This is a genomic window from Flavobacterium ovatum, assembly GCF_040703125.1.
In the GTDB taxonomy this organism is placed as follows: Bacteria; Bacteroidota; Bacteroidia; order Flavobacteriales; family Flavobacteriaceae; genus Flavobacterium; species Flavobacterium ovatum.
In genome coordinates this window covers 2916737-2936853 of sequence record NZ_CP160035.1, presented here as the reverse complement: position 1 = coordinate 2936853, position 20117 = coordinate 2916737, and the positions used below count along the sequence as shown (strand labels likewise).

Annotated in this window: 15 protein-coding genes; all 15 read right to left on the bottom strand. The window is 35.2% G+C overall.

What is annotated here, in order from left to right:
- Nucleotides 1–24 precede the first annotated feature (24 nt).
- On the bottom strand, nt 25–1239 hold the full coding sequence (locus ABZP37_RS12380; RefSeq protein WP_366183432.1) for an ATP-grasp domain-containing protein: 1215 nt from the start codon (nt 1237–1239) through the stop codon (nt 25–27).
- A 3-nt stretch (nt 1240–1242) separates the two neighbouring features.
- Complete coding sequence (locus ABZP37_RS12375) at nt 1243–2664, bottom strand: leucyl aminopeptidase family protein (protein ID WP_366183430.1); 1422 nt, start codon at nt 2662–2664, stop codon at nt 1243–1245.
- 9 nt (nt 2665–2673) lie between these two features.
- Nucleotides 2674–3807 (bottom strand): alpha/beta hydrolase-fold protein, encoded by a 1134-nt coding sequence (locus tag ABZP37_RS12370; RefSeq protein WP_366183428.1) that lies wholly within the window; start codon nt 3805–3807, stop codon nt 2674–2676.
- Nucleotides 3808–3935: 128 nt separating this feature from the next.
- A complete protein-coding gene (gene hisIE / locus ABZP37_RS12365) occupies nt 3936–4535 on the bottom strand; it encodes a bifunctional phosphoribosyl-AMP cyclohydrolase/phosphoribosyl-ATP diphosphatase HisIE (protein WP_366183426.1) in 600 nt (199 codons plus the stop codon).
- Between the two features lie 101 nt (nt 4536–4636).
- Entirely contained in the window at nt 4637–5392 is a 756-nt protein-coding gene (hisF, locus tag ABZP37_RS12360) for an imidazole glycerol phosphate synthase subunit HisF (protein ID WP_366183424.1), read from the bottom strand.
- A 40-nt stretch (nt 5393–5432) separates the two neighbouring features.
- A complete protein-coding gene (gene hisA / locus ABZP37_RS12355) occupies nt 5433–6155 on the bottom strand; it encodes a 1-(5-phosphoribosyl)-5-[(5-phosphoribosylamino)methylideneamino]imidazole-4-carboxamide isomerase (RefSeq protein ID WP_366183422.1) in 723 nt (240 codons plus the stop codon).
- A gap of 21 nt (nt 6156–6176) precedes the next feature.
- Complete coding sequence (gene hisH, locus ABZP37_RS12350; RefSeq protein WP_366183421.1) at nt 6177–6770, bottom strand: imidazole glycerol phosphate synthase subunit HisH; 594 nt, start codon at nt 6768–6770, stop codon at nt 6177–6179.
- A 73-nt stretch (nt 6771–6843) separates the two neighbouring features.
- Nucleotides 6844–7980, bottom strand: coding sequence for a bifunctional histidinol-phosphatase/imidazoleglycerol-phosphate dehydratase HisB (hisB, locus tag ABZP37_RS12345; protein ID WP_366183419.1), 1137 nt, complete (start codon nt 7978–7980; stop codon nt 6844–6846).
- A 54-nt stretch (nt 7981–8034) separates the two neighbouring features.
- Complete coding sequence (hisC, locus tag ABZP37_RS12340; protein WP_366183417.1) at nt 8035–9078, bottom strand: histidinol-phosphate transaminase; 1044 nt, start codon at nt 9076–9078, stop codon at nt 8035–8037.
- A gap of 104 nt (nt 9079–9182) precedes the next feature.
- Nucleotides 9183–10475, bottom strand: coding sequence for a histidinol dehydrogenase (hisD, locus tag ABZP37_RS12335; protein ID WP_366183415.1), 1293 nt, complete (start codon nt 10473–10475; stop codon nt 9183–9185).
- Nucleotides 10476–10551: 76 nt separating this feature from the next.
- Nucleotides 10552–11409, bottom strand: coding sequence for an ATP phosphoribosyltransferase (gene hisG / locus ABZP37_RS12330; RefSeq protein WP_366183413.1), 858 nt, complete (start codon nt 11407–11409; stop codon nt 10552–10554).
- A 268-nt stretch (nt 11410–11677) separates the two neighbouring features.
- Nucleotides 11678–12160 carry a hypothetical protein gene (locus tag ABZP37_RS12325; protein ID WP_366183411.1) on the bottom strand — a complete coding sequence of 161 codons (483 nt, stop codon included), beginning with the start codon at nt 12158–12160 and terminating at the stop codon, nt 11678–11680.
- Between the two features lie 154 nt (nt 12161–12314).
- Nucleotides 12315–14318 (bottom strand): heavy metal translocating P-type ATPase, encoded by a 2004-nt coding sequence (locus ABZP37_RS12320; RefSeq protein WP_366183410.1) that lies wholly within the window; start codon nt 14316–14318, stop codon nt 12315–12317.
- Nucleotides 14319–14336: 18 nt separating this feature from the next.
- The gene (locus tag ABZP37_RS12315; RefSeq protein WP_366183408.1) at nt 14337–15509 is read right to left on the bottom strand and encodes an efflux RND transporter periplasmic adaptor subunit; all 1173 of its coding nucleotides are present in this window, start codon (nt 15507–15509) and stop codon (nt 14337–14339) included.
- Nucleotides 15510–15525: 16 nt separating this feature from the next.
- On the bottom strand, nt 15526–19890 hold the full coding sequence (locus tag ABZP37_RS12310; protein ID WP_366183406.1) for a CusA/CzcA family heavy metal efflux RND transporter: 4365 nt from the start codon (nt 19888–19890) through the stop codon (nt 15526–15528).
- Nucleotides 19891–20117: the final 227 nt, after the last annotated feature.

Here is a 20117-nt window from a genome sequence, read left to right as displayed (position 1 = left end):
ATAACTAAAAATTAAAATAAGGACTTAATGTAAATTAGAAACTGTTTTTTGTTGTCCAATAGCTGATATTCCGTTTGTCAATCGGTTGGTATAGTCGTCCAAAAGTGTTAATACACGTTCTTGATTTTCTGACTTCACTACCAAACCTGCATGATATTCTAATGAAACTCTAAAACAAATCTCAGGATCTGAAAATGAAGATAAATCTGGAAATTGACTAGTAGCCAAAGTCAAAACTATTCCAGCATACCCATCAACCACTTTAGGTAGTTTATATTTTTTATCTTTGACTAATACATCTTCAATAGCAGCCCATTCCTTCCATAAATTGAGTCCAGAAGCACCTTCTACCATTTCCGCTAAATGTGCGCCTCCTACTCTAGAAGAGGTTTCTAGAAAATATATTTCGCCTGTTTCTTTTGATTTAATAAACTCCGTATGTGAAGCACCATGTTTAAGTCCAAAACCTTTAACTACTCGCTCGTTTTTCTCTTTTATGATTTTGTCATCTTCAGACTCCTTAACGATAGTAACACTTCTAAAAACACCTCCTCCTTGCGAAATTTCAAGTGGTGTGGCTAAATACTGTGAAGTCAAACTAAAGAGTACTGTTTTATCTTTAATCAAGCTATCGCAATGAAATACGTTGCCTGGAATAAATTTCTCCAACAGGTATTTAAAACGATTATTCCCCATTCCGTTAATATGAATCCAAGCTGTTTCTTTATCTCCTATTGTTATTATCCCAAGTGAATTGGCTTCTGATCTTGGTTTTAAAATCCAAGGAGCTGGAATCGTGTCCAAAAAAGTATTGATATCATGGTCGTTAAATAGGGAAACAAAAGCCGGAATAGAAATCCCACAACTTTTAGCTCTCATACGCATGGCCAATTTATCTCTAAAATACCTTCCTGTGGTTTGTCCCATTCCGTCAATACGTAGATTTTCACGTAAATAAGTCGCTTTTTCTACATCAAAATCATCTAGTGCAACAATAGCATCCACTTTTTTAGATTTCATCAAATTTCCAATCCCTAACAATAAATGCTCCATATTCCAGTCCACATCTTGTCCGGGCATATAGAAAATCTCCTCGATAGAATCTGTAGGCCAAGGTTTGTCTTTCATTTTTTCACTCGTGACCAAGTAGACTTTATTCCCTAGTTGATTTAAATGTGTTAAAAAATCTGATCCTTTAAAGAAATTTGAAATACAAACGAAGGTTTTGGATTGTGACATAGTTTATAAATTTTCTATGAATTTAGTCAATAAATGAACACCATAAGCAGTTGCATGCTTCGATTTTGCAAATTCATCATCTCCAAAGGCAACTCCTGCAATATCAAGGTGTACCCAAGCGGGATGTTCATTGGTAAAAAACTCTAAAAATTTAGCAGCACTAATAGCTCCCGCAACGGGTTTACCGCTATAATTTTTGACATCAGCAATTTCGCTTTCAATGTCTGGTTTGTAAGCATCCCATAAAGGCAAAGGCCATAATCGTTCTCCTACGGCATCTCCAGAAGCTTGAATTTTTTTAGAAACTTCAGTATTATTGGTAAACAAAGCGGCACATTCATATCCAAAAGTCCCAACAGCACTTCCTGTTAAGGTAGCAACATCAACAATATATTCTGGATTGTAATTTTGAATTAAATACGATAAACCGTCCGCTAAAACTAAACGTCCTTCAGCATCAGTATCTATGATTTCAATAGTTTTTCCGCTATAACTCGTAATCACATCTGATGGTAAAAACGATTTAGCATCCACTGAATTTTCAGCACAAGGCACAATTGCTGTAACTTTAATTGGTAATTCCAAGTCAGCAATCAACTGCATGGTTCCAAAAACAGCTGCACCTCCTGCCATATCACATTTCATGTGTAGCATTCCCGCTGTTTTAATATTCAACCCACCTGTATCAAAAGTGATTCCTTTACCAACTAAACCAATATGTTTCAAATCGGAACTACTTCCTTTTGGTTCGTAACTCATGATCACAAATTGGGGTTCATTCTCACTTCCTTTTCCAACGGCTAAAAAAGCACCTAAACCTTCTTTTTCACTTTCTTCACGACCAAGAACTTTGACGTCAAAACCAAATTTAGCACCTTTATTTTGCGCCCATTCAGCCAAATATTTCGGCGTCACTTTATTGGGAGGTAAATCCACTAATACTAACGTTTCAAGCTGTGCGCTAGCAATTTTTATTGCTTTATTAATTACCGAGCTATATTCCTGTTTACTTAGAATTTGTAATTCAAAATTAGGATTTAAAAAAGGATGAGTAATTATATTTTTAAAATGTCCTAAATCATAGGTTCCTAATACCATTCCTGAAATAATAGCTTCCACATTATTACCCTCAATTTCATTTGGAATAAATAATGCGATATTTTTATCTAAAATCTCTTTTTGATTATTGGAAACACGACGAAAAATAGTTTTTAAAGACTTATAATCAATCTGCTTTCCAATCCCTACAAAAAGAAATAAGTTTTCGTTTTGTTCCGATATATAAAAAGAATCTTTTTTACCACTAAAAATTTTAGCTGTGACTGTAATACCTTCAAAAGTAATGGATTGAGAATTCGTTTCATAAACTGGAACAATAACTGTCCCTAAAAAACCACTTAAACTACTTATATGCTTTGTTTTCATCGTATTAATTTAATCTTTTATACTAAAAAACAACCATTCGATAGCTTTAGGAAATTCATCACTCCAATAGGTTGCGTTATGTTCTCCTAATTTATTGATGCTCAAATTAATTTTCATTTTGTTTTTGACAAACTCACTATGAAGTAGTCTTTCTTTAAATTTTTTAACATGTTCTACCATATTATCACTCTCTTCAACTCCTGCATAAAGATAAATTTTGGTATCATCTGTATTTTCAACATCCACATCAATTTTGAGTTGTGGTACAACCCACAATGATGGTGAAAAAATCATTAATTTGCCAAATATTTCGGGATTACGTAAACCACTAAAGATACTTATCAATCCTCCCATAGAACTTCCACCTATACCTGTATTTCTTCTATCGGTTAGAGTTCTGAAGTTTTCATCAATATAGGGTTTTAAGGTTTCCGTTAAAAACCGAATGTACTTCTTACCTTCCCCTTTTCCTAATATGGTCTTACCTACCGTATACTCTTTCAATCTGTCATCATCAGCGTGTTCAACAGCTACAATAATGATTCTTCCAATTTGATACTCTGCCATTACGGCTAGTTTTTTATCAATTTCCCAATTTCCATAAGGCGCATTTTCATGAAATAAATTTTGAGCATCTTGCAAATACATTACTGGGTATCTCTCTTCTGTATTATCATAATCATGTGGCAATAAAGCCCATACTTTTCGTGTGGTATTCAATTGCGGAATTTCAAATTCATCTGAAAGCAATACGACTTGTGGCAAAAAATTAGGTTTAAATGGCATCCAATTTCTTCTCCATTTGGGTACAAAATCAGTTTGAATTCCTGATTTTAATTTAGTAGAACGATTTGAAGTAATCTCTTCATTCTCGCCTATTTCAACTGCACTCCAATCACCTTTGGTAAATTTATATAAAAGTGTATCAGGGAAGGTATGGTCAAGGTTAAAATCGTAGCGATAGGTATTTTCTCCAATTTGTTCCAAAACACAATTAGGATCTTGTGTATTCCAATTATTAAAATTCCCAGCTATGTAAATAGGGCGTCCATCTACTTCATCAGTTCGTAAAATAATAGTTAGACTGCTTGTATTAGTTGTATATTTTGTGTTAAAATTAATTGTAGTATTATCAGGTTCCATTATTTGCAAAATTGTATAGGTAAATTTAAGGATAATACAAAGATAGTTTTTTGGATTTTAAAAAAAGAAAACCCAATAGCTAATTTTAGAACTATTGGGTTTAAAGTATTTATAATAATACACGTATGTTATTTCTTACGACTTTTTAAGACCGAAATTACGTCGTTCATCTTAAAACCTTTGGCTTGCAAAAGCATTAAGTAATGAAACAACAAATCAGCACTTTCACCTAAGAACAAATCATCATTAGTGTCTTTAGCTTCGATTACAACTTCCACTGCTTCTTCACCTACTTTCTGAATAATTTTATTCATTCCCAATTTGAATAACGAGGCTACGTAACTCTTTTCAGAATCAGCATTTTTAATTCTAGACTCAATAGTATTTTCTAAGTCTGAAATAAAACCATAGTTTGCATCATTTGGCGTCTGCCAGCAAGTATCTGCTCCTGTGTGACAAGTTGGTCCCACAGGTTGTACTTGAATCAACAACGTATCACCATCACAATCATTCTTGATATCTACTAAGTTCAAGAAATTCCCGCTCTCCTCGCCTTTTGTCCAAAGTCTTTGTTTCGAACGGCTGTAGAAAGTTACTTTTCCTGTTTCAACTGTTTTTTGATACGCTTCGGCATTCATGTAACCCAACATCAAGACATTTTTAGTTTCACTATCTTGGATAACTGCTGGAATTAATCCGTGTGCACTTTTTGAAAAATCTATTTCCATTATATAAAGTTTGAGATTCGAAGTTAGAAATTAGAAATTAAGTATCAGTAGTTAGAGTTCGATGTTTACACTTCAAACCTCTTACTTTCTACCTCTTACTTCTAAAGTCTTACTTCTATATTATTATTTTTTAATTCTTGCTTCAATGCTTTGATTTCGATTTCCTTAAAATGGAAAACACTTGCTGCCAAAGCTGCATCAGATTTTCCGTCCACAAAAGTATCGATAAAATGCTGCACATTACCCGCACCACCTGAAGCGATAATTGGAATATTAACTAAGCTTGATAATTTTGCCAAAGCTTCATTTGCAAATCCATTTTTGGTTCCGTCATGGTTCATCGAGGTAAACAAAATTTCTCCTGCGCCACGTTGTTCTACTTCTACAGCCCAATCAAAAAGATTCAGTTCCGTTGGTACTTTTCCACCAACCAAATGCACAATCCATTGACCATCTATTTGTTTGGCATCTATAGCAACAACCACACATTGGCTACCAAATTTCTGAGCTAAATCGTTAATCAACTGCGGATTCTTAACTGCTGAGGAATTGATAGAAACTTTATCAGCACCGTTTTGCAATAATACTTCTACATCTTCCACAGCTGAGATTCCACCACCAACAGTAAACGGAATATTTATAGTTGCCGCTACTTTTCGAACTAAATCAAACAAGGTACGTCTTCTTTCTTCGGTTGCCGAAATATCAAGAAACACCAATTCATCTGCACCTTCGTCAGAATAAATTTTGGCCAATTCCACAGGGTCACCTGCATCACGCAAATCTACAAAATTTACGCCTTTTACCGTTCGACCGTTTTTAATATCTAAACAGGGTATGATTCTTTTTGTTAACATGATTTTGTTGTTTGCGTAGAGACGTTGCAATGCAACGTCTCTACGATATGATATACTGTTCCAATTGTTTCAACGATATTCTTCCTTCGTAAATCGCTTTACCAATGATGGTACCTTCACAACCCAATTCGGCTAATTTAGGCAATTCGTCGAAAGTTGAAATACCACCCGAAGCGATTAGTTTTAAACCTTCCGCTTGTTTCAAAATCTTTTCGTATAAATCAAAACTTGGACCTTCTAACATTCCGTCTTTGGCAATATCCGTACAAATTACGTACTGAATTCCTTTCGACTGATAACCTTGAATAAAAGGAACTAACTCTTGGTCTGACTCTTCCAACCATCCAGATACTGCAACTTTTTCGTTATTAGCATCAGCTCCCAAAATGATTTTGTCTGCACCAAATTTTGATATCCACTTTTCGAAAACTTCACGGTTTTTAACCGCGATACTTCCTCCTGTAATTTGGTTTGCTCCAGATTCGAAAGCTATTTTTAAATCTTCATCCGATTTTAAACCACCACCAAAATCGATTTTCAATTTGGTTTGAGTAGCAATTTGCTCCAAAATTTTGTGATTGATAATGCGGCTTGATTTTGCTCCATCCAAATCTACTAAATGCAAAAATTCTATTCCATGTGCCTCAAATTCTTTGGCAACTTCCAATGGATTTTCGTTATAAATAATTTTGGTATTATAATCTCCTTTGGACAAACGAACACATTTTCCGTCGATGATGTCTATTGCTGGTATTATTCTCATGATAAGGGTAGAGGTTAAAAGTTAGAAGTTAGAGTTTAGAAGTAAAAAATTTTTAAGAATTTGTTCTCCTACATCACCACTTTTCTCTGGGTGAAATTGAGTTCCAAAGAAATTTTTATTTTCTAATGCCGATGAATATTCTAATTCATAATTTGTCGTTGCGATGGTTTCTTTGCATAATGGCGCATAAAAACTGTGTACCAAATACATATAATCATTTTCGGCAATGTCTTTAAACAAGTCCGATTTCAAATTATAAATGGTATTCCACCCCATATGAGGGACTTTTACTTTGTTGGTGTATTTGTATACATTTACATCGAAAATACCCATACCAGTTGTATCGCCCTCTTCCGAGTGATGGCACATCAATTGCATTCCGAGACAAATTCCTAGAACCGGTTGCGTCAAGGTCGGAATCAAACTATCCAATCCACTTTCTTTCAACATTTTCATTGCATAACTCGCCTCTCCCACTCCTGGGAAAATCACTTTATCAGCTGCTCTTATTTCGTCAGGATCATTACTCAAAACGGCATGAAATCCCAATCTTTCGATGGCAAACATAATGCTCTGAATATTTCCTGCTCCGTAATTTATGATTACTATTTTCATTAACTTAAGTTAGAAGTTAAAAGTTAGAAGTCAGAAGTACCCAAACTCCTCACTCTTAACTTTTAACTTTATTTTACAACATTCCCTTCGTACTTGGCAAAATCATTTTTTCTGTATCACGTTTCACCGCTACTTTTATCGCTTTCGCGAAAGCTTTAAAAATGGCTTCGATTTTGTGGTGCTCATTATCACCTTCCGCTTTTATATTGATGTTGGCTTTAGCACCATCAGAAAACGATTTAAAAAAGTGGAAAAACATCTCTGTTGGCATTTTACCCACCATTTCACGTTTGAATTCCGTTTCCCAAATCAACCAGTTTCTTCCTCCAAAATCGATCGCTACTTGCGCTAAACAATCATCCATTGGTAAGCAGAAACCGTAACGCTCAATTCCTAGTTTATTTCCTAATGCTTTTGCATAGACTTCTCCCAATGCAATTGCTGTATCTTCAATAGTATGGTGTTCGTCAACTTCTAAATCACCTACTACTTTTATTTCTAAATCCATTTGCCCGTGACGCGAAATTTGGTCTAACATATGGTCGAAAAAAGCAATTCCGGTATCAATTTTACTTTGACCTGTTCCGTCCAAGTTCAATTTGATGTAAATATCCGTTTCGTGTGTTTTTCTAGTGATAGAAGCCGTACGCTCTTCTAGCTTTAAGAACTCGTATATCTTTTTCCAATCTGTAGATTGCAAAACGATTGTTTCGTCTAACTCTTCACGTTTAGCACTAATTTCTTCGCTTCCAGCTCCATCAGTAGTGTTCATGAAGATTGCTTTTGCACCCAAATTTTTTGCCAATTCCACATCTGTCAAACGGTCCCCTAATACAAAAGAGTTTGCCAAATCATAATTTGGATTTCCTATGTATTTAGTTAACATTCCTGTACGTGGCTTACGTGTAGGCGCATTGTCCTCTGGAAAAGAGCGGTCTACAAAAATATCATCAAAAAGCACTCCTTCATTTTGAAACGCTCTCAATATAAAGTTTTGGGTTGGCCAAAACGTATCTTCAGGAAAGCTATCTGTTCCCAAACCGTCTTGGTTGGTTACCATCGCCAATTCATAATCCAATTCGGTAGCTATTTTAGCCAAATATTGAAACGATTTTGGATAAAACTCCAATTTCTCTAAACTGTCTAATTGCAATCCTGCTGGTTCCAAAACAATCGTTCCATCACGATCTATAAAAAGTACTTTTTTCATTTTATTTTAAATAATAACCCTCTAAGGGTTTTAACCCTTAGAGGGTTAGTTAGTTTAACAATTTTTCAAAGCTTCCATCAACTTCTTATTCTCTTCTGCAGTTCCAATAGTCAAACGCAAACAATTTTCGCAAAGTGGTTGTGTAGTTCTATTTCGAATTACAATTCCTTTGGCAATTAATTCAGCGTAACGTTGGTTAGCATTATCAACTTTAATTAGAATAAAATTTGCTTCGGTTGGATAGATTTTCTCTACGAAAGATACTTTATCTAAAACTTGAAGCAATTCAGTCCTTTGTGCTATAATTGAGGTTATTTCGTTCTGAATCTTAGCTTCATTACTCAAACGTTCTAAAGCTCTTTGTTGCGTTAATTCGTTTACGTTATAAGGAGGTTTAATTTTGTTGATAACTGCAATTACTTCTGCAGAAGCATAACATATTCCTAAACGAATTCCCGCCAAACCATACGCTTTTGATAAGGTTTGCGTGATAATCAAATTTGGATATAGGTCTAATTTTGCCAACCAACTCGCCTTTTCTGAAAAGTCGATATACGCTTCATCAATAACCACAAATCCGTTGAATTTCTCCAACAAAGTAGTAACACTTTCTGTCGAAAATGAATTTCCGGTTGGGTTATTTGGCGAACACAAAAAGATGATTTTTGTCGAATGCGTTACTGCTGCCAAAATGCTTTCTACTTCTGGATGAAAGTCATTCGATAATAAAATCTCTTTATTTTCAACATTATTGATATTTGCCAAAACACCATACATTCCGTACGTTGGAGGCAAAGTGATTACATTATCTATTTTAGGCTCACAAAAAGCTCTAAATAATAAATCCAATACTTCGTCACTTCCGTTTCCTAACAAGATTTGTTTGGTACTAAGGTTTTTCATCTTTCCCAAAACTGCTTTCACTGAAGCTTGTTGTGGGTCTGGATAACGATTCACTCCATTTTCAAACGGATTCTCATTCGCATCCAAAAAAACCATTTGAGCAGTATCAAAATCTTCAAACTCATCTCTCGCTGACGAATATGGTTTTAAAACCTTTACGTTCTCACGAACAAGTGTATTTATATCAAATTTCATCTTTCTTATCTTTAAAAGAGATTAGAATATAGAGAATAGAAAATAGATTTTAATATACACCTATCTTTCATCATGTCTTCGCTCTCTTCTCTATATTCTTTGTTCTATTTTCCTTTTTTTATCTCTGCTAACCTCAAACTAACTGCATTTTTGTGCGCTTGCAAACCTTCGGCTTCTGCCATTAGTTCGATTGCGTTTCCAATGTTCTGAATTCCAACGGCTGATATTTTTTGAAACGTCATTGATTTCATAAAACTATCCAAATTTACGCCGCTGTAGTTCTTTGCATAGCCATTTGTTGGTAAAGTATGATTGGTTCCCGAAGCATAATCACCTGCACTTTCGGGCGTGTAATTTCCAATAAAAACCGAACCTGCATTCCCAATATTATTTACATAAAAATCTTGGTCTTTCACGCAAACAATAAAATGCTCAGGACCATATTCATCTATTAATTCTAAAGCGATTTTATCGTTTTCGACATAGATTAATTTGGAATTAGCAATGGCCTTTTCGGCAATATTTTTACGAGGTAATTGTTCTAATTGCAGTTCAATCTCTTTCTCTACTGCATCAATAATCACTTTAGATGTCGCAACCAAAATCACTTGACTATCAACACCGTGCTCTGCCTGAGAAAGTAAATCAGAAGCTACAAAAGCAGGTATTGCAGTATCATCTGCAACAACCAATAATTCAGAAGGTCCAGCTGGCATATCAATCGCTACACCAAACTGCGTTGCCAATTGTTTGGCTACTGTCACATATTGGTTTCCTGGTCCGAAAATCTTGTACACTTTCGGAATCGCTTTTGTTCCAAACGTCATTCCAGCGATGGCTTGTATTCCGCCTACTTTGATAATTTTGGTTACGCCACATAGATTAGCAGCATATAAAATCGCAGGATTTATATTTCCGTTTTTATCCGGTGGTGAACACAAAACAATTTCGTTACAACCGGCAATTTTAGCAGGAACCGCCAACATCAAAACCGTCGAAAACAAAGGTGCAGTTCCTCCCGGAATGTACAAACCTACTTTTTGAATTGGTCTTTTTTCTTGCCAGCATTGTACTCCAGGCGCCGTTTCTACAGAAACACGAGCTGTTTTTTGTGCTTGGTGAAACTTTTCTACATTGGCTTTTGCCAAAGCAATAGCTTCCTTTAATTCAATTGAAATAGAAGCAACTGCCGTTTCAATTTCTTCAGAAGTCACTTCGCTATTTTCAAAGTACACTCCATCAAACTGCGTCGTATATTTGGCCACAGCCGCATCTCCGTCTTTTTGAACAGCCGCAAAAATTTCTTTTACCGTTTGTTCTATATCGTTTACCGTTTTGGTGGGTCTTTCTAAAATAGAAGCCCAAGTTTCCTTAACGGGATTGTATATTTTATTCATAGTTTTTAGTTTAAGGTTTCAAGTTTCAAGTTCACTCCCAGAACCTCTAACTTCTACCCTCTAATTTCTAACTTATTTAAAGCACCATTTTCTCAATTGGACAAACCAAAATTCCTTCGGCACCAGCTTCTTTCAATTGGTCGATTACTTCCCAAAAAGTATCTTTATCAATTACCGTGTGCACACTACTCCAACCTTCTTGAGCCAATGGCATTACCGTTGCACTTTTCAAAACTGGAAGAATACTGCTGATCGCTTCAATTTTATCATTCGGTACGTTCATCAAAATGTATTTTGATTTACGCGCTCTTAGAACAGATTCGATTCTGAATTTTAAAGTATCAATGATTTTTTGAGATTCAGGAGAAACTTTTGGAGAAACCGCCAAAACTGCTTCACTTTTGAAAATCACCTCTACTTCTTTCAAATTGTTTTTAAACAAAGTACTTCCGCTAGAAACGATATCTACAATAGCATCTGCTAAACCGATATTTGGAGCAATTTCTACTGACCCCGAAATTTGGTGAATATCAACAGACACTCCTTTCGAATTACAAAAATCAATTACTGTATTTGGATACGAAGTTGCAACACGCAATCCGTTCAAATCTTGAATAGAATTATATTCGAAAGCTTTAGGAACTGCAATCGAAACTTTACATTTTGAAAATCCTAACTTTTGGATAACTTCAATATCTTTTCCTTTTTCAACCAATAAATTATCACCAACAATAGCGATATCTACTACTCCATCAATCAAATATTGAGGAATATCTGAATTTCGTAAATACAACACTTCCAAAGGGAAATTAGAAGCTTCTGCCTTTAATTGGTCAATACCGTTGTTGATAGAAATCCCCGCATCTTTAAGGATTTGAATACTTTCTTCGTTTAATCTACCTGATTTTTGAATTGCAATTTTTAACGTACTCATTGTTTTGTTTTTTTTATATTTTATTTAATGTGCTTGAGTACAAAGGACTTAACACACAATGAAAAACCCGTTTGATGTACTCAAACGGGTTTTTTAATATGATGATTACACGCATACCATTAACACATCGCTTGAGAGCAAAAATGAGAATGATGATGATGTACTTGATTTGATAACATATTTTGTAAAATTAACTACTTTATTTCGATTGCAAATATACTTTTTATTTTAAAAATAAGCAATTTTTATTTTATTTTAAAACAATAATTTAATCCCCGTCAGGACTTTGTACAGGAATTGACACCGTTGTAGTATCACGAATTTCTGTATGTCTCACTTCACCTCCAGATTTGCCCGTTTTCAATGCAAAAACAAGAGCCACTCCTGCAATAACCAAAATAATAATTGATAATAACCTTGCTTTGGCATGCGTTTTTACATTCAAATAAAAACCATAAATAGACAAAAGTCCCATTGCGTATAGAATTAATGCCAATTTCTCTGCATACTCCTCATGTTCGTGAATGATTTGATGTCCGATATTTGGCATATCTTCGACTAATTCTTCTGCTCCTTCTCCAGTGTACATACTCAAAAAAGCCGCGATGGCAGCAACTATAAATACCGAATAGGCCGTGTTTTTTATTCCGTTATTTCGAAAATAGATGCCTGAAATTAAAATCCCAAAACCAAATACCACTCCAACGATTGGAAAATGGTTGACCATTAAATGCAAATGTGCGTCGTTCATATTATGTTCTATTAATTGTAAAAGTGTCTCAATAATTTATTCTGAATTCAAATATAGAATAGTTTTTTTTGGTACGAAAAATAATAATCCATTTTATTGTTTTTTTATGCTATTCAATTGCGTTTTATACTGTAATGAAGACTGTTTGTAATAACTAAAACTTCATCTTCTGAATTCTAACGGCATTCAAAATCGCCAATAAGGCCACACCTACATCTGCAAAAACAGCTTCCCATAATGTTGCAAGTCCACCTGCCCCTAGTGAAAGAACAATCACTTTAACAGCAAAAGCAAAACTTATATTTTGAATTACAATTTTTCGGGTTTCTTTCCCAATTTGAATTGCAATTGGTATTTTTCTAGGTTGGTCGTTTTGAATCACAATATCAGCTGTTTCAATCGTAGCGTCACTTCCTAATCCTCCCATGGCAATACCAGCATCTGCTAAAGCAATGACCAGCGCATCATTTACTCCATCTCCAACAAAAGCAATTTTGTAATTCTGATTCTTGAGTTCCTGTACTTTTTCGACCTTATCCTCAGGTAATAAATTCCCGAAAGCAGTATCAATTCCCAAAGTTTTTGCAACTTTATCTACTACAGTCTGTTTGTCACCCGAAAGCATAACTGTTTTTATACCTAATTGATGTAATGATTTTATAGTTTGGAGTGCATCTTCTTTGATTTCATCGGCAATAGTGATGTATCCTGCGTAAACATTGTTTACAGCCACGACTACAATTGTGTCATCAACAGTTTCAATTGCTGAGTCATACTCAATATTAAACTTTTTGAGTAATTTGACATTCCCTGCTAGAACTTCTTTTCCGTTTACTATTCCTTTTAGTCCATGGCCTGCAATTTCTTCAACCTGCCCAATTGTCACATTACTATAAGAATCAGCTGCGTATTGCACAACTGCAATGGCAATAGGATGTGTAGATTTACTTTCTAAAGCTGCTGTAAGTTGGATTAATTCTTCTTCATCATAATTTTGAGCAACCACCTTTTGAACTTTAAATACACCTTTGGTTAAGGTTCCTGTTTTGTCCATGACCACTGCTGTGATTGTAGTCATTACATCCAAAAAATTACTTCCTTTGAAAAGTATTCCGTTTCGTGAAGCCAAACCTATTCCACCAAAATAACCTAGTGGAATCGAAATAACCAAGGCGCAAGGGCAAGAGATAACTAAGAAAACCAAAGCACGATACAACCAATCTGAAAACACATAATTTTGTTCAAAAAAGTAGGGAACTATTACAATTGCAATGGCTAAATACACTACAATTGGTGTATAGATTTTTGCGAATTTAGAAATAAACAATTGCGTTTTTGATTTTCGAGCCGTGGCATCTTGTACCATTTCGAGAATTTTAGACAGTTTGCTATCTTTAAAAAGCGTAGTTACCTTTATTTCCGCAACTGAATTTAAGTTTATCATTCCTGCTAGAACAACTTCTTCTTTTTTCTTGGTATCAGGTTTGCTTTCGCCCGTAAGCGCAGCTGTATTGAAGGAAGCACTATCTGAAATCAATATTCCATCTAAGGCTACTTTTTCTCCTGCACGCACTTGAATTGTTTCGCCAATAGCTACTTCAAAAGGATTAATAGTTTTTAATTCTCCCTTTCGAAAAACATTTACCGTGTCAGGTCGAACGTCTAGCAAGGCTTTTATACTTCGTTTAGCATTGTTTACTGCTGCATCTTGAAACAACTCGCCAACAGCGTAAAATAACATTACAGCCACTCCTTCAGAATATTGCCCAATAAAAAAAGCTCCAATTGTAGCAATAGACATTAAGAAGAATTCTGAGAAGAAATTTCCTTTTTTGATTTGTTTTAAAGCTTGAATATTTACTGGAAGTCCAACAAAAACATAAGCGATTCCGAACCAAATTAAATTAATTGGATACTTAAAAAAACCTCTATCCGTTTGTTCAAAAATGATTCCTGAAACCAAAAGCATAAAACTAATGGATGCAGGTAGGTATTTTATGAAAGTAGATTCGTTTTCATCATCACCACCATGATTATGACCATCATCGTCATTATGTCGATGCTTTGTATTGAAAGTTATTTTTTCATCTGTTGTGCAACAACTACTTCCTTTTTCATCACTTGGTGAACATTGTTGTTTTAAAGTTGTATTTTCCATACCAATAATTCAATTGTTTTATTCCTCTTCCTCGCTGTTTTTCATTTTCGAAAGTAAATCATAAGCACCAGTAGTAACTACTTTCCAGTTTTGCCAATCCTTTGGAGTATCAAAAATAAGTTCGGTATAATTCAGTTCCGAAACTCCAGCTTTTATTTGCACCATTTTGTATTGGGTTACTCCACTTTCTTTTGACGTATTCTTTTCTGCAATAAAAATATATTTATTCCCTTCGAATTCGACAATAGCTTTTGAAATTACTGCAGGCACTTTGTTACTCCCACTTTCAACCAAAGCTTTTAAAAACATTCCAGGTAACAAATGAGTGTCTTCTTGGTCTAAATGACAATGAATTTGAACGGTTCTCTCTTGACTTATTTCTTTCCCAACCAAATGAACCGTTGCCATTCGTTCCTTACTTTCATTAGCCAAGGTAAAACGAACTTTTTGACCAATCTTAAGCTTAGGAACATCTTTTTCAAAAACGGTCAATTCAGCGTGTAAATGTTCTGTATCAGCAATTTTAAACAACACATCTGTAGGTGTTACAAAGGCACCCACATTGGTATTCACTTGCGTAACATAACCATTTATAGACGAATATAGTGGAAGTACACTCTGAATATTCCCTTTCTCTAAACTTGCCATGTTAACATTCATCAACTGAAGCTTAGTTTTTAAGCCCAACACTCTTGCTTTCATACTGTCATAGTCCGATTTGGATTTTTGCAGCGTTTTTTGGGCATTCACGTTTTCTTTAGCTAATTCTTGTTGACGCTCATACTCCAATTTCAGGTAATTTAATTGACTTTTGTAATCGATATAATCCTGTTGTGGTTGTACATATTCTGGATTTTGCATCATCGCGATTACTTGCCCTTTTTTCACCTTCAGACCTTGAAGCATTTCCGTGCTTTTTACAAATCCACCAAAAGGTGCAGAAACGGAAACCAAATTTTGCGGAGGCACATCGAGCATTCCGTTGACTTTGGTGGTGCCACTTAATTCTTTTTCTTCAATTACTCCAAATTGAATATTAGATGTTTTGTACTGCTCCGCTGTTAATTCTACCATATTAGCAGCAACAGCTGGCTCTTCAGCTACTGCTGTTTCCTCCTTGTTTTTGTTCCCACAACTAATTACGATTGCAGTTACGATTAATAAGGATATTACTTTATATATTGATTTCATGTTCTGTTGATTTTATTTAATTCGTTTTTCCTGAAAGATGTTCTAAAAGTGCGATACTTAGATTGTATTGTAAAATTGCTGACAAGAAATTTTCCTGAATTCCGTTGGCCGTTCTTAAATTTAAAAGATTTTCGGAATAGCTGATTTCTCCATTTTTGTAAGCCGATTGACTTTTCGACAAAATCAAATTAGCATTTGGCACTCCCGATTTTTTATAATATTCCAAACTGGTTTTGTTTTTTTGAAACTCCATTCCCGCTTGTGCATATTGCCCTTTCAAACTAATTTCATTATTCTCTAGATTCATTCTAGCGATTTCTTGATTTGTACTTTCAGATTTTATTTTAGCGCTGTACGAACCATAAAATATTGGAATCGACAATCCTAAATTAATTCCCTGAAAACGATTGTTAGATGTGGCCAAATCAGAACTTGTAGCATTAATTTGAGAACCTATAAGCGATTGATTGAAATAACCAAAAGTAATATCTGGTAGTGCTTTGGCTGTTTCTACTTTTTTCTGTTTTTCGGCTACTTCTACCTGTTGATTAACGTACGCTAAAATAGGGCTTTCAGCTATTGCTTTATCCTTATTTGTATCTAAAAAAGATTGTTCTACAAGTATTCTATCTGCTATTACAATCGCTTCTTGGCTTCCTAAAAGTGTTTGTAATTGCGATAAATAGACATTAACATTTGCCTTGTTTTCCTTTAGAATATTTTGCGTTTCGTATAATTGGGTTTCAGCAGTACTTTGCTCTAGTTGAGTACTTTCCCCTGTTTTATAACGCAATGATGCCGACTTTACAAAACCTTGATAAATGCTATCTTGTTTTTGCAAAAGAGATTCTCTAGTATATAAATATTGTAAATTCGAATAGGTTTGGCTAATACGATAAACCAATTCACTTTTTGTAATATTCGCTTTTAGTTCACTACTTTTTATCAATGCGTTCCCTAAAGACGCATTGGCAGCAAACACTGTTGGAAACGGTATCGTTTGAGAAACGCTAAAACTATTATCCGTTTTAACATAGCTGTTGAATTGCCCAAATTGCCCTGAAAAATGCGTTTTTGAAATATTGATGCTCGCTCGTTTCAGTTGTTGTTGGTATTCCACTTCCAGCTGCGAATTGATAATTTCCTTATTGTTCTGCAATCCTTGTGCTATTGCTTGGTTTAAAGTTAATGATTGTATTTGTGCTGAGGCAAAATTGGCAGTAAGCAACAAAATTATTGTAACAACTGTTGCATTTGTTTTCATCGTTTTTTTATTAAATTTTTCGAACCATATATACAAAATTGGCAAAATCAAAAGTGTCAATAACGTTGCGGTAAATAACCCTCCAATGACTACAGTTGCTAATGGTTTTTGCACTTCGCCACCAGCGCCATGAGACAATGCCATTGGCAAAAAGCCTAAGGAAGCTACCAATGCCGTCATAATTACAGGTCGTAGTCTAACTGTAGTTCCTTTGAGAACAATGGCTCTCAAATCGGTCATTCCTTCTTTTTTGAGTGCGTTAAATTCGGCAATAAGTACAATACCGTTCAAAACAGCCACTCCAAACAAAGCGATAAATCCAACTCCTGCCGAAATACTAAAAGGCATTCCTCGAAGCCAAAGCCCAAATATGCCCCCAATTGCAGAAAGCGGTATAGCAGTAAAAATTAAAGTAGCTTGTTTGATAGAACCAAAAGCAAAAAACAACAATATAAAAATTAATAATAATGAAGCTGGAACCGCCACAGCCAAACGCTCTTTGGCAGCAATTAAATTCTCAAAAGTACCACCATAAGTGGCATAATAGCCTACATCAAATTTTAATTGTTCGTTGATTTTTTGTTGAATTTCTATAACGGTACTTTCTACGTCGCGACCTCGAACATTAAACCCAACAATTATTCTACGTTTGGCATCTTCTCTCTGAATCTGGTTTGGTCCTTCTTTAAAATCAATACTTGCAACTTGGTCTAGTGGAATTTGATTTCCATTTGGTGCGGTTACAAATAAGTTACGAACATCATCCAAACTCTGACGGTTTTCATTATCTAAACGAACCACTAAGTCAAATTTCTTTTCGCCTTCAAAAACCAATCCTGCTGTTTCGCCTGCAAAACCAGAACGTATAACGGTATTTACATCTTCTATATTCAAACCAAATTGCGCAATTTTATCTCTATGAAATTTAATTACCACTTGTGGTAAACCCGAAACTTGCTCCACGTAAATATCCGAAGCGCCTTCAATTTTACTGGCAATTTTACCAATATGTTTGGCGTATTGAGCTAATTTATTCAAATCTTCACCATAGATTTTTATGGCAACATCTTGTTTTACACCTGAAATTAATTCGTTGAAACGCATTTGAATAGGCTGCTGAAAACTATAGGTTACTCCAGCTATGCTTTGCTCTAATTTCGTTTGCATTTTTTCTGCCAAATCAATTCTGTTATCAGCTGTTGTCCATTCACTTTTATCTTTCAAAGTTATAATTAGATCAGTAGCTTCCACAGGCATAGGATCTGTTGGAATTTCTGATGACCCTATTTTCCCTATAACTTCTTTTACTTCAGGAAAGTTATCCTTTAAAACCTTTGCTGATTTTTGTGCTTGCTCTACTGTGTAGGATAAACTACTTCCTGTAAGTACTCGCATCTCCACTGCAAAATCACCTTCGTCTAAAGTTGGGATAAATTCCGCACCCAAAAAAGTAAAAATAATTCCACTAATTACCAATAAACCAAGAGCAATACTGATAATTAGCATTTTAAATTGTAATGCGAAATTCAGCATTGGCGTGTACACTCTTTGAATAGCTTGAATGATTCGGTCCGAAATATTCTCTTTATGCGCTATTTTTTTGCTCAAGAACAACGAACTCATTACAGGAACGTAGGTTAAAGACAATATGAAAGCTCCTAAAATAGCAAAGGAAACAGTTTGCGCCATAGGACGAAACATTTTGCCTTCAATACCAACAAGGGCTAAAATTGGTAAATACACAATTAAGATTACGATTTGTCCAAATGCTGCCGAACTCATCATTTTACGTGCATTGCTCAATACACTTTCATCCATTTGAGATTGCGTTAAGACTTGACCTTTGTGTTTGACATATAAATAATGCATGGTCGCTTCAATGATAATCACGGCTCCATCGACAATTAACCCAAAATCGAGAGCGCCAAGACTCATTAAATTACCATCTACACCAAACAAATTCATTAGACAAATAGCGAACAGCAAGGCTAAGGGAATGACAGAGGCTACAATCAAACCTGCTCTTAAATTACCTAGAAATAAAACCAAAATAAAAATTACGATTAAGGCACCTTCCAATAAGTTAGTAGACACGGTTTTGATGGCGCTATCGACTAATTTCGTTCGGTCCAAAAAGGGCTCAACAACTACACCTTCGGGTAATGTTTTTTCAATTTGTGCCATTCGCGTTTTTACACTTTCAATCACTTTTGAGGAATTTGCACCTTTAAGCATCAATACCAATCCTCCAACTACTTCACCTTCATCATTTCTAGTCATGGCGCCGTAACGTGTGGCTGCGCCTATTTGTACTTCGGCCACATTACGAATCAGGACAGGAACGCTATTAGTATTGGTTTTGACAACAATATTTTCGATATCATCAATACTTTTGATTAATCCTTCTGATCGAATGAAATAAGCATTTGGATTTTTATCAATATAAGCACCACCTGTATTTTGGTTGTTTTTGGACAAAGCATCAAAAACATCTTTGATGCTAATATTCATGCTTCGCAATTTATCTGGATTTAATGCTATTTCGTATTGCTTTAGGAACCCACCAAAACTACTCACATCAGCAATTCCTTCTACACCTAATAATTGACGACGTACAATCCAATCTTGAAAAGTTCGTAATTGGGTAGCATTGTATTTGGACTCATACCCTTTTTTTGCATGAATTACATATTGGTAAATCTCTCCCAGACCTGTTGTTACTGGAGCCATATATGGTGTTCCCATACCCTGTGGAATCTGACTAATAGCATCGTTTAACCGTTCACTTACTTGTTGCCTTGCCCAATAAACATCCACTTCTTCTTTGAAAACTACCGTTACAACCGATAGTCCAAAACGACTAAAAGAACGTACTTCTTCAATACCTTTGATGGTTGCCATCGTTTGCTCGACAGGAAATGTTACAAACCTTTCGATGTCTTCGGCTCCATTACTTGGTGAAGTGGTGATGATTTGAACTTGATTGTTTGTGATGTCGGGAACGGCGTCTATAGGTAAATTTCTAACGGAATAAACTCCCCAAATGACTAAAGCCAATACCATTAGGCCTATAATCAGTTTGTTTTTGAGACTAAAAGCAATAATTTTTTCTAACATTTCTATTCTAATTTAGTTCTACAAAACTAATTTATAAAAAACAGAACAGACTTAAGATTGGCTTAAGGATTGCTTAGGAGAAGATTAATATTTCTATCAGAATCTTTTTTGACTACTTGAAGTTGCGTGAAGGATTGGAGTGGAAATCCTTGTGGCGGCGGGCATTTATGCCGCCACAAGATTGGAACGAAAAGCCTGACCCGTCCCCGATAGCTATCGGGGTTACG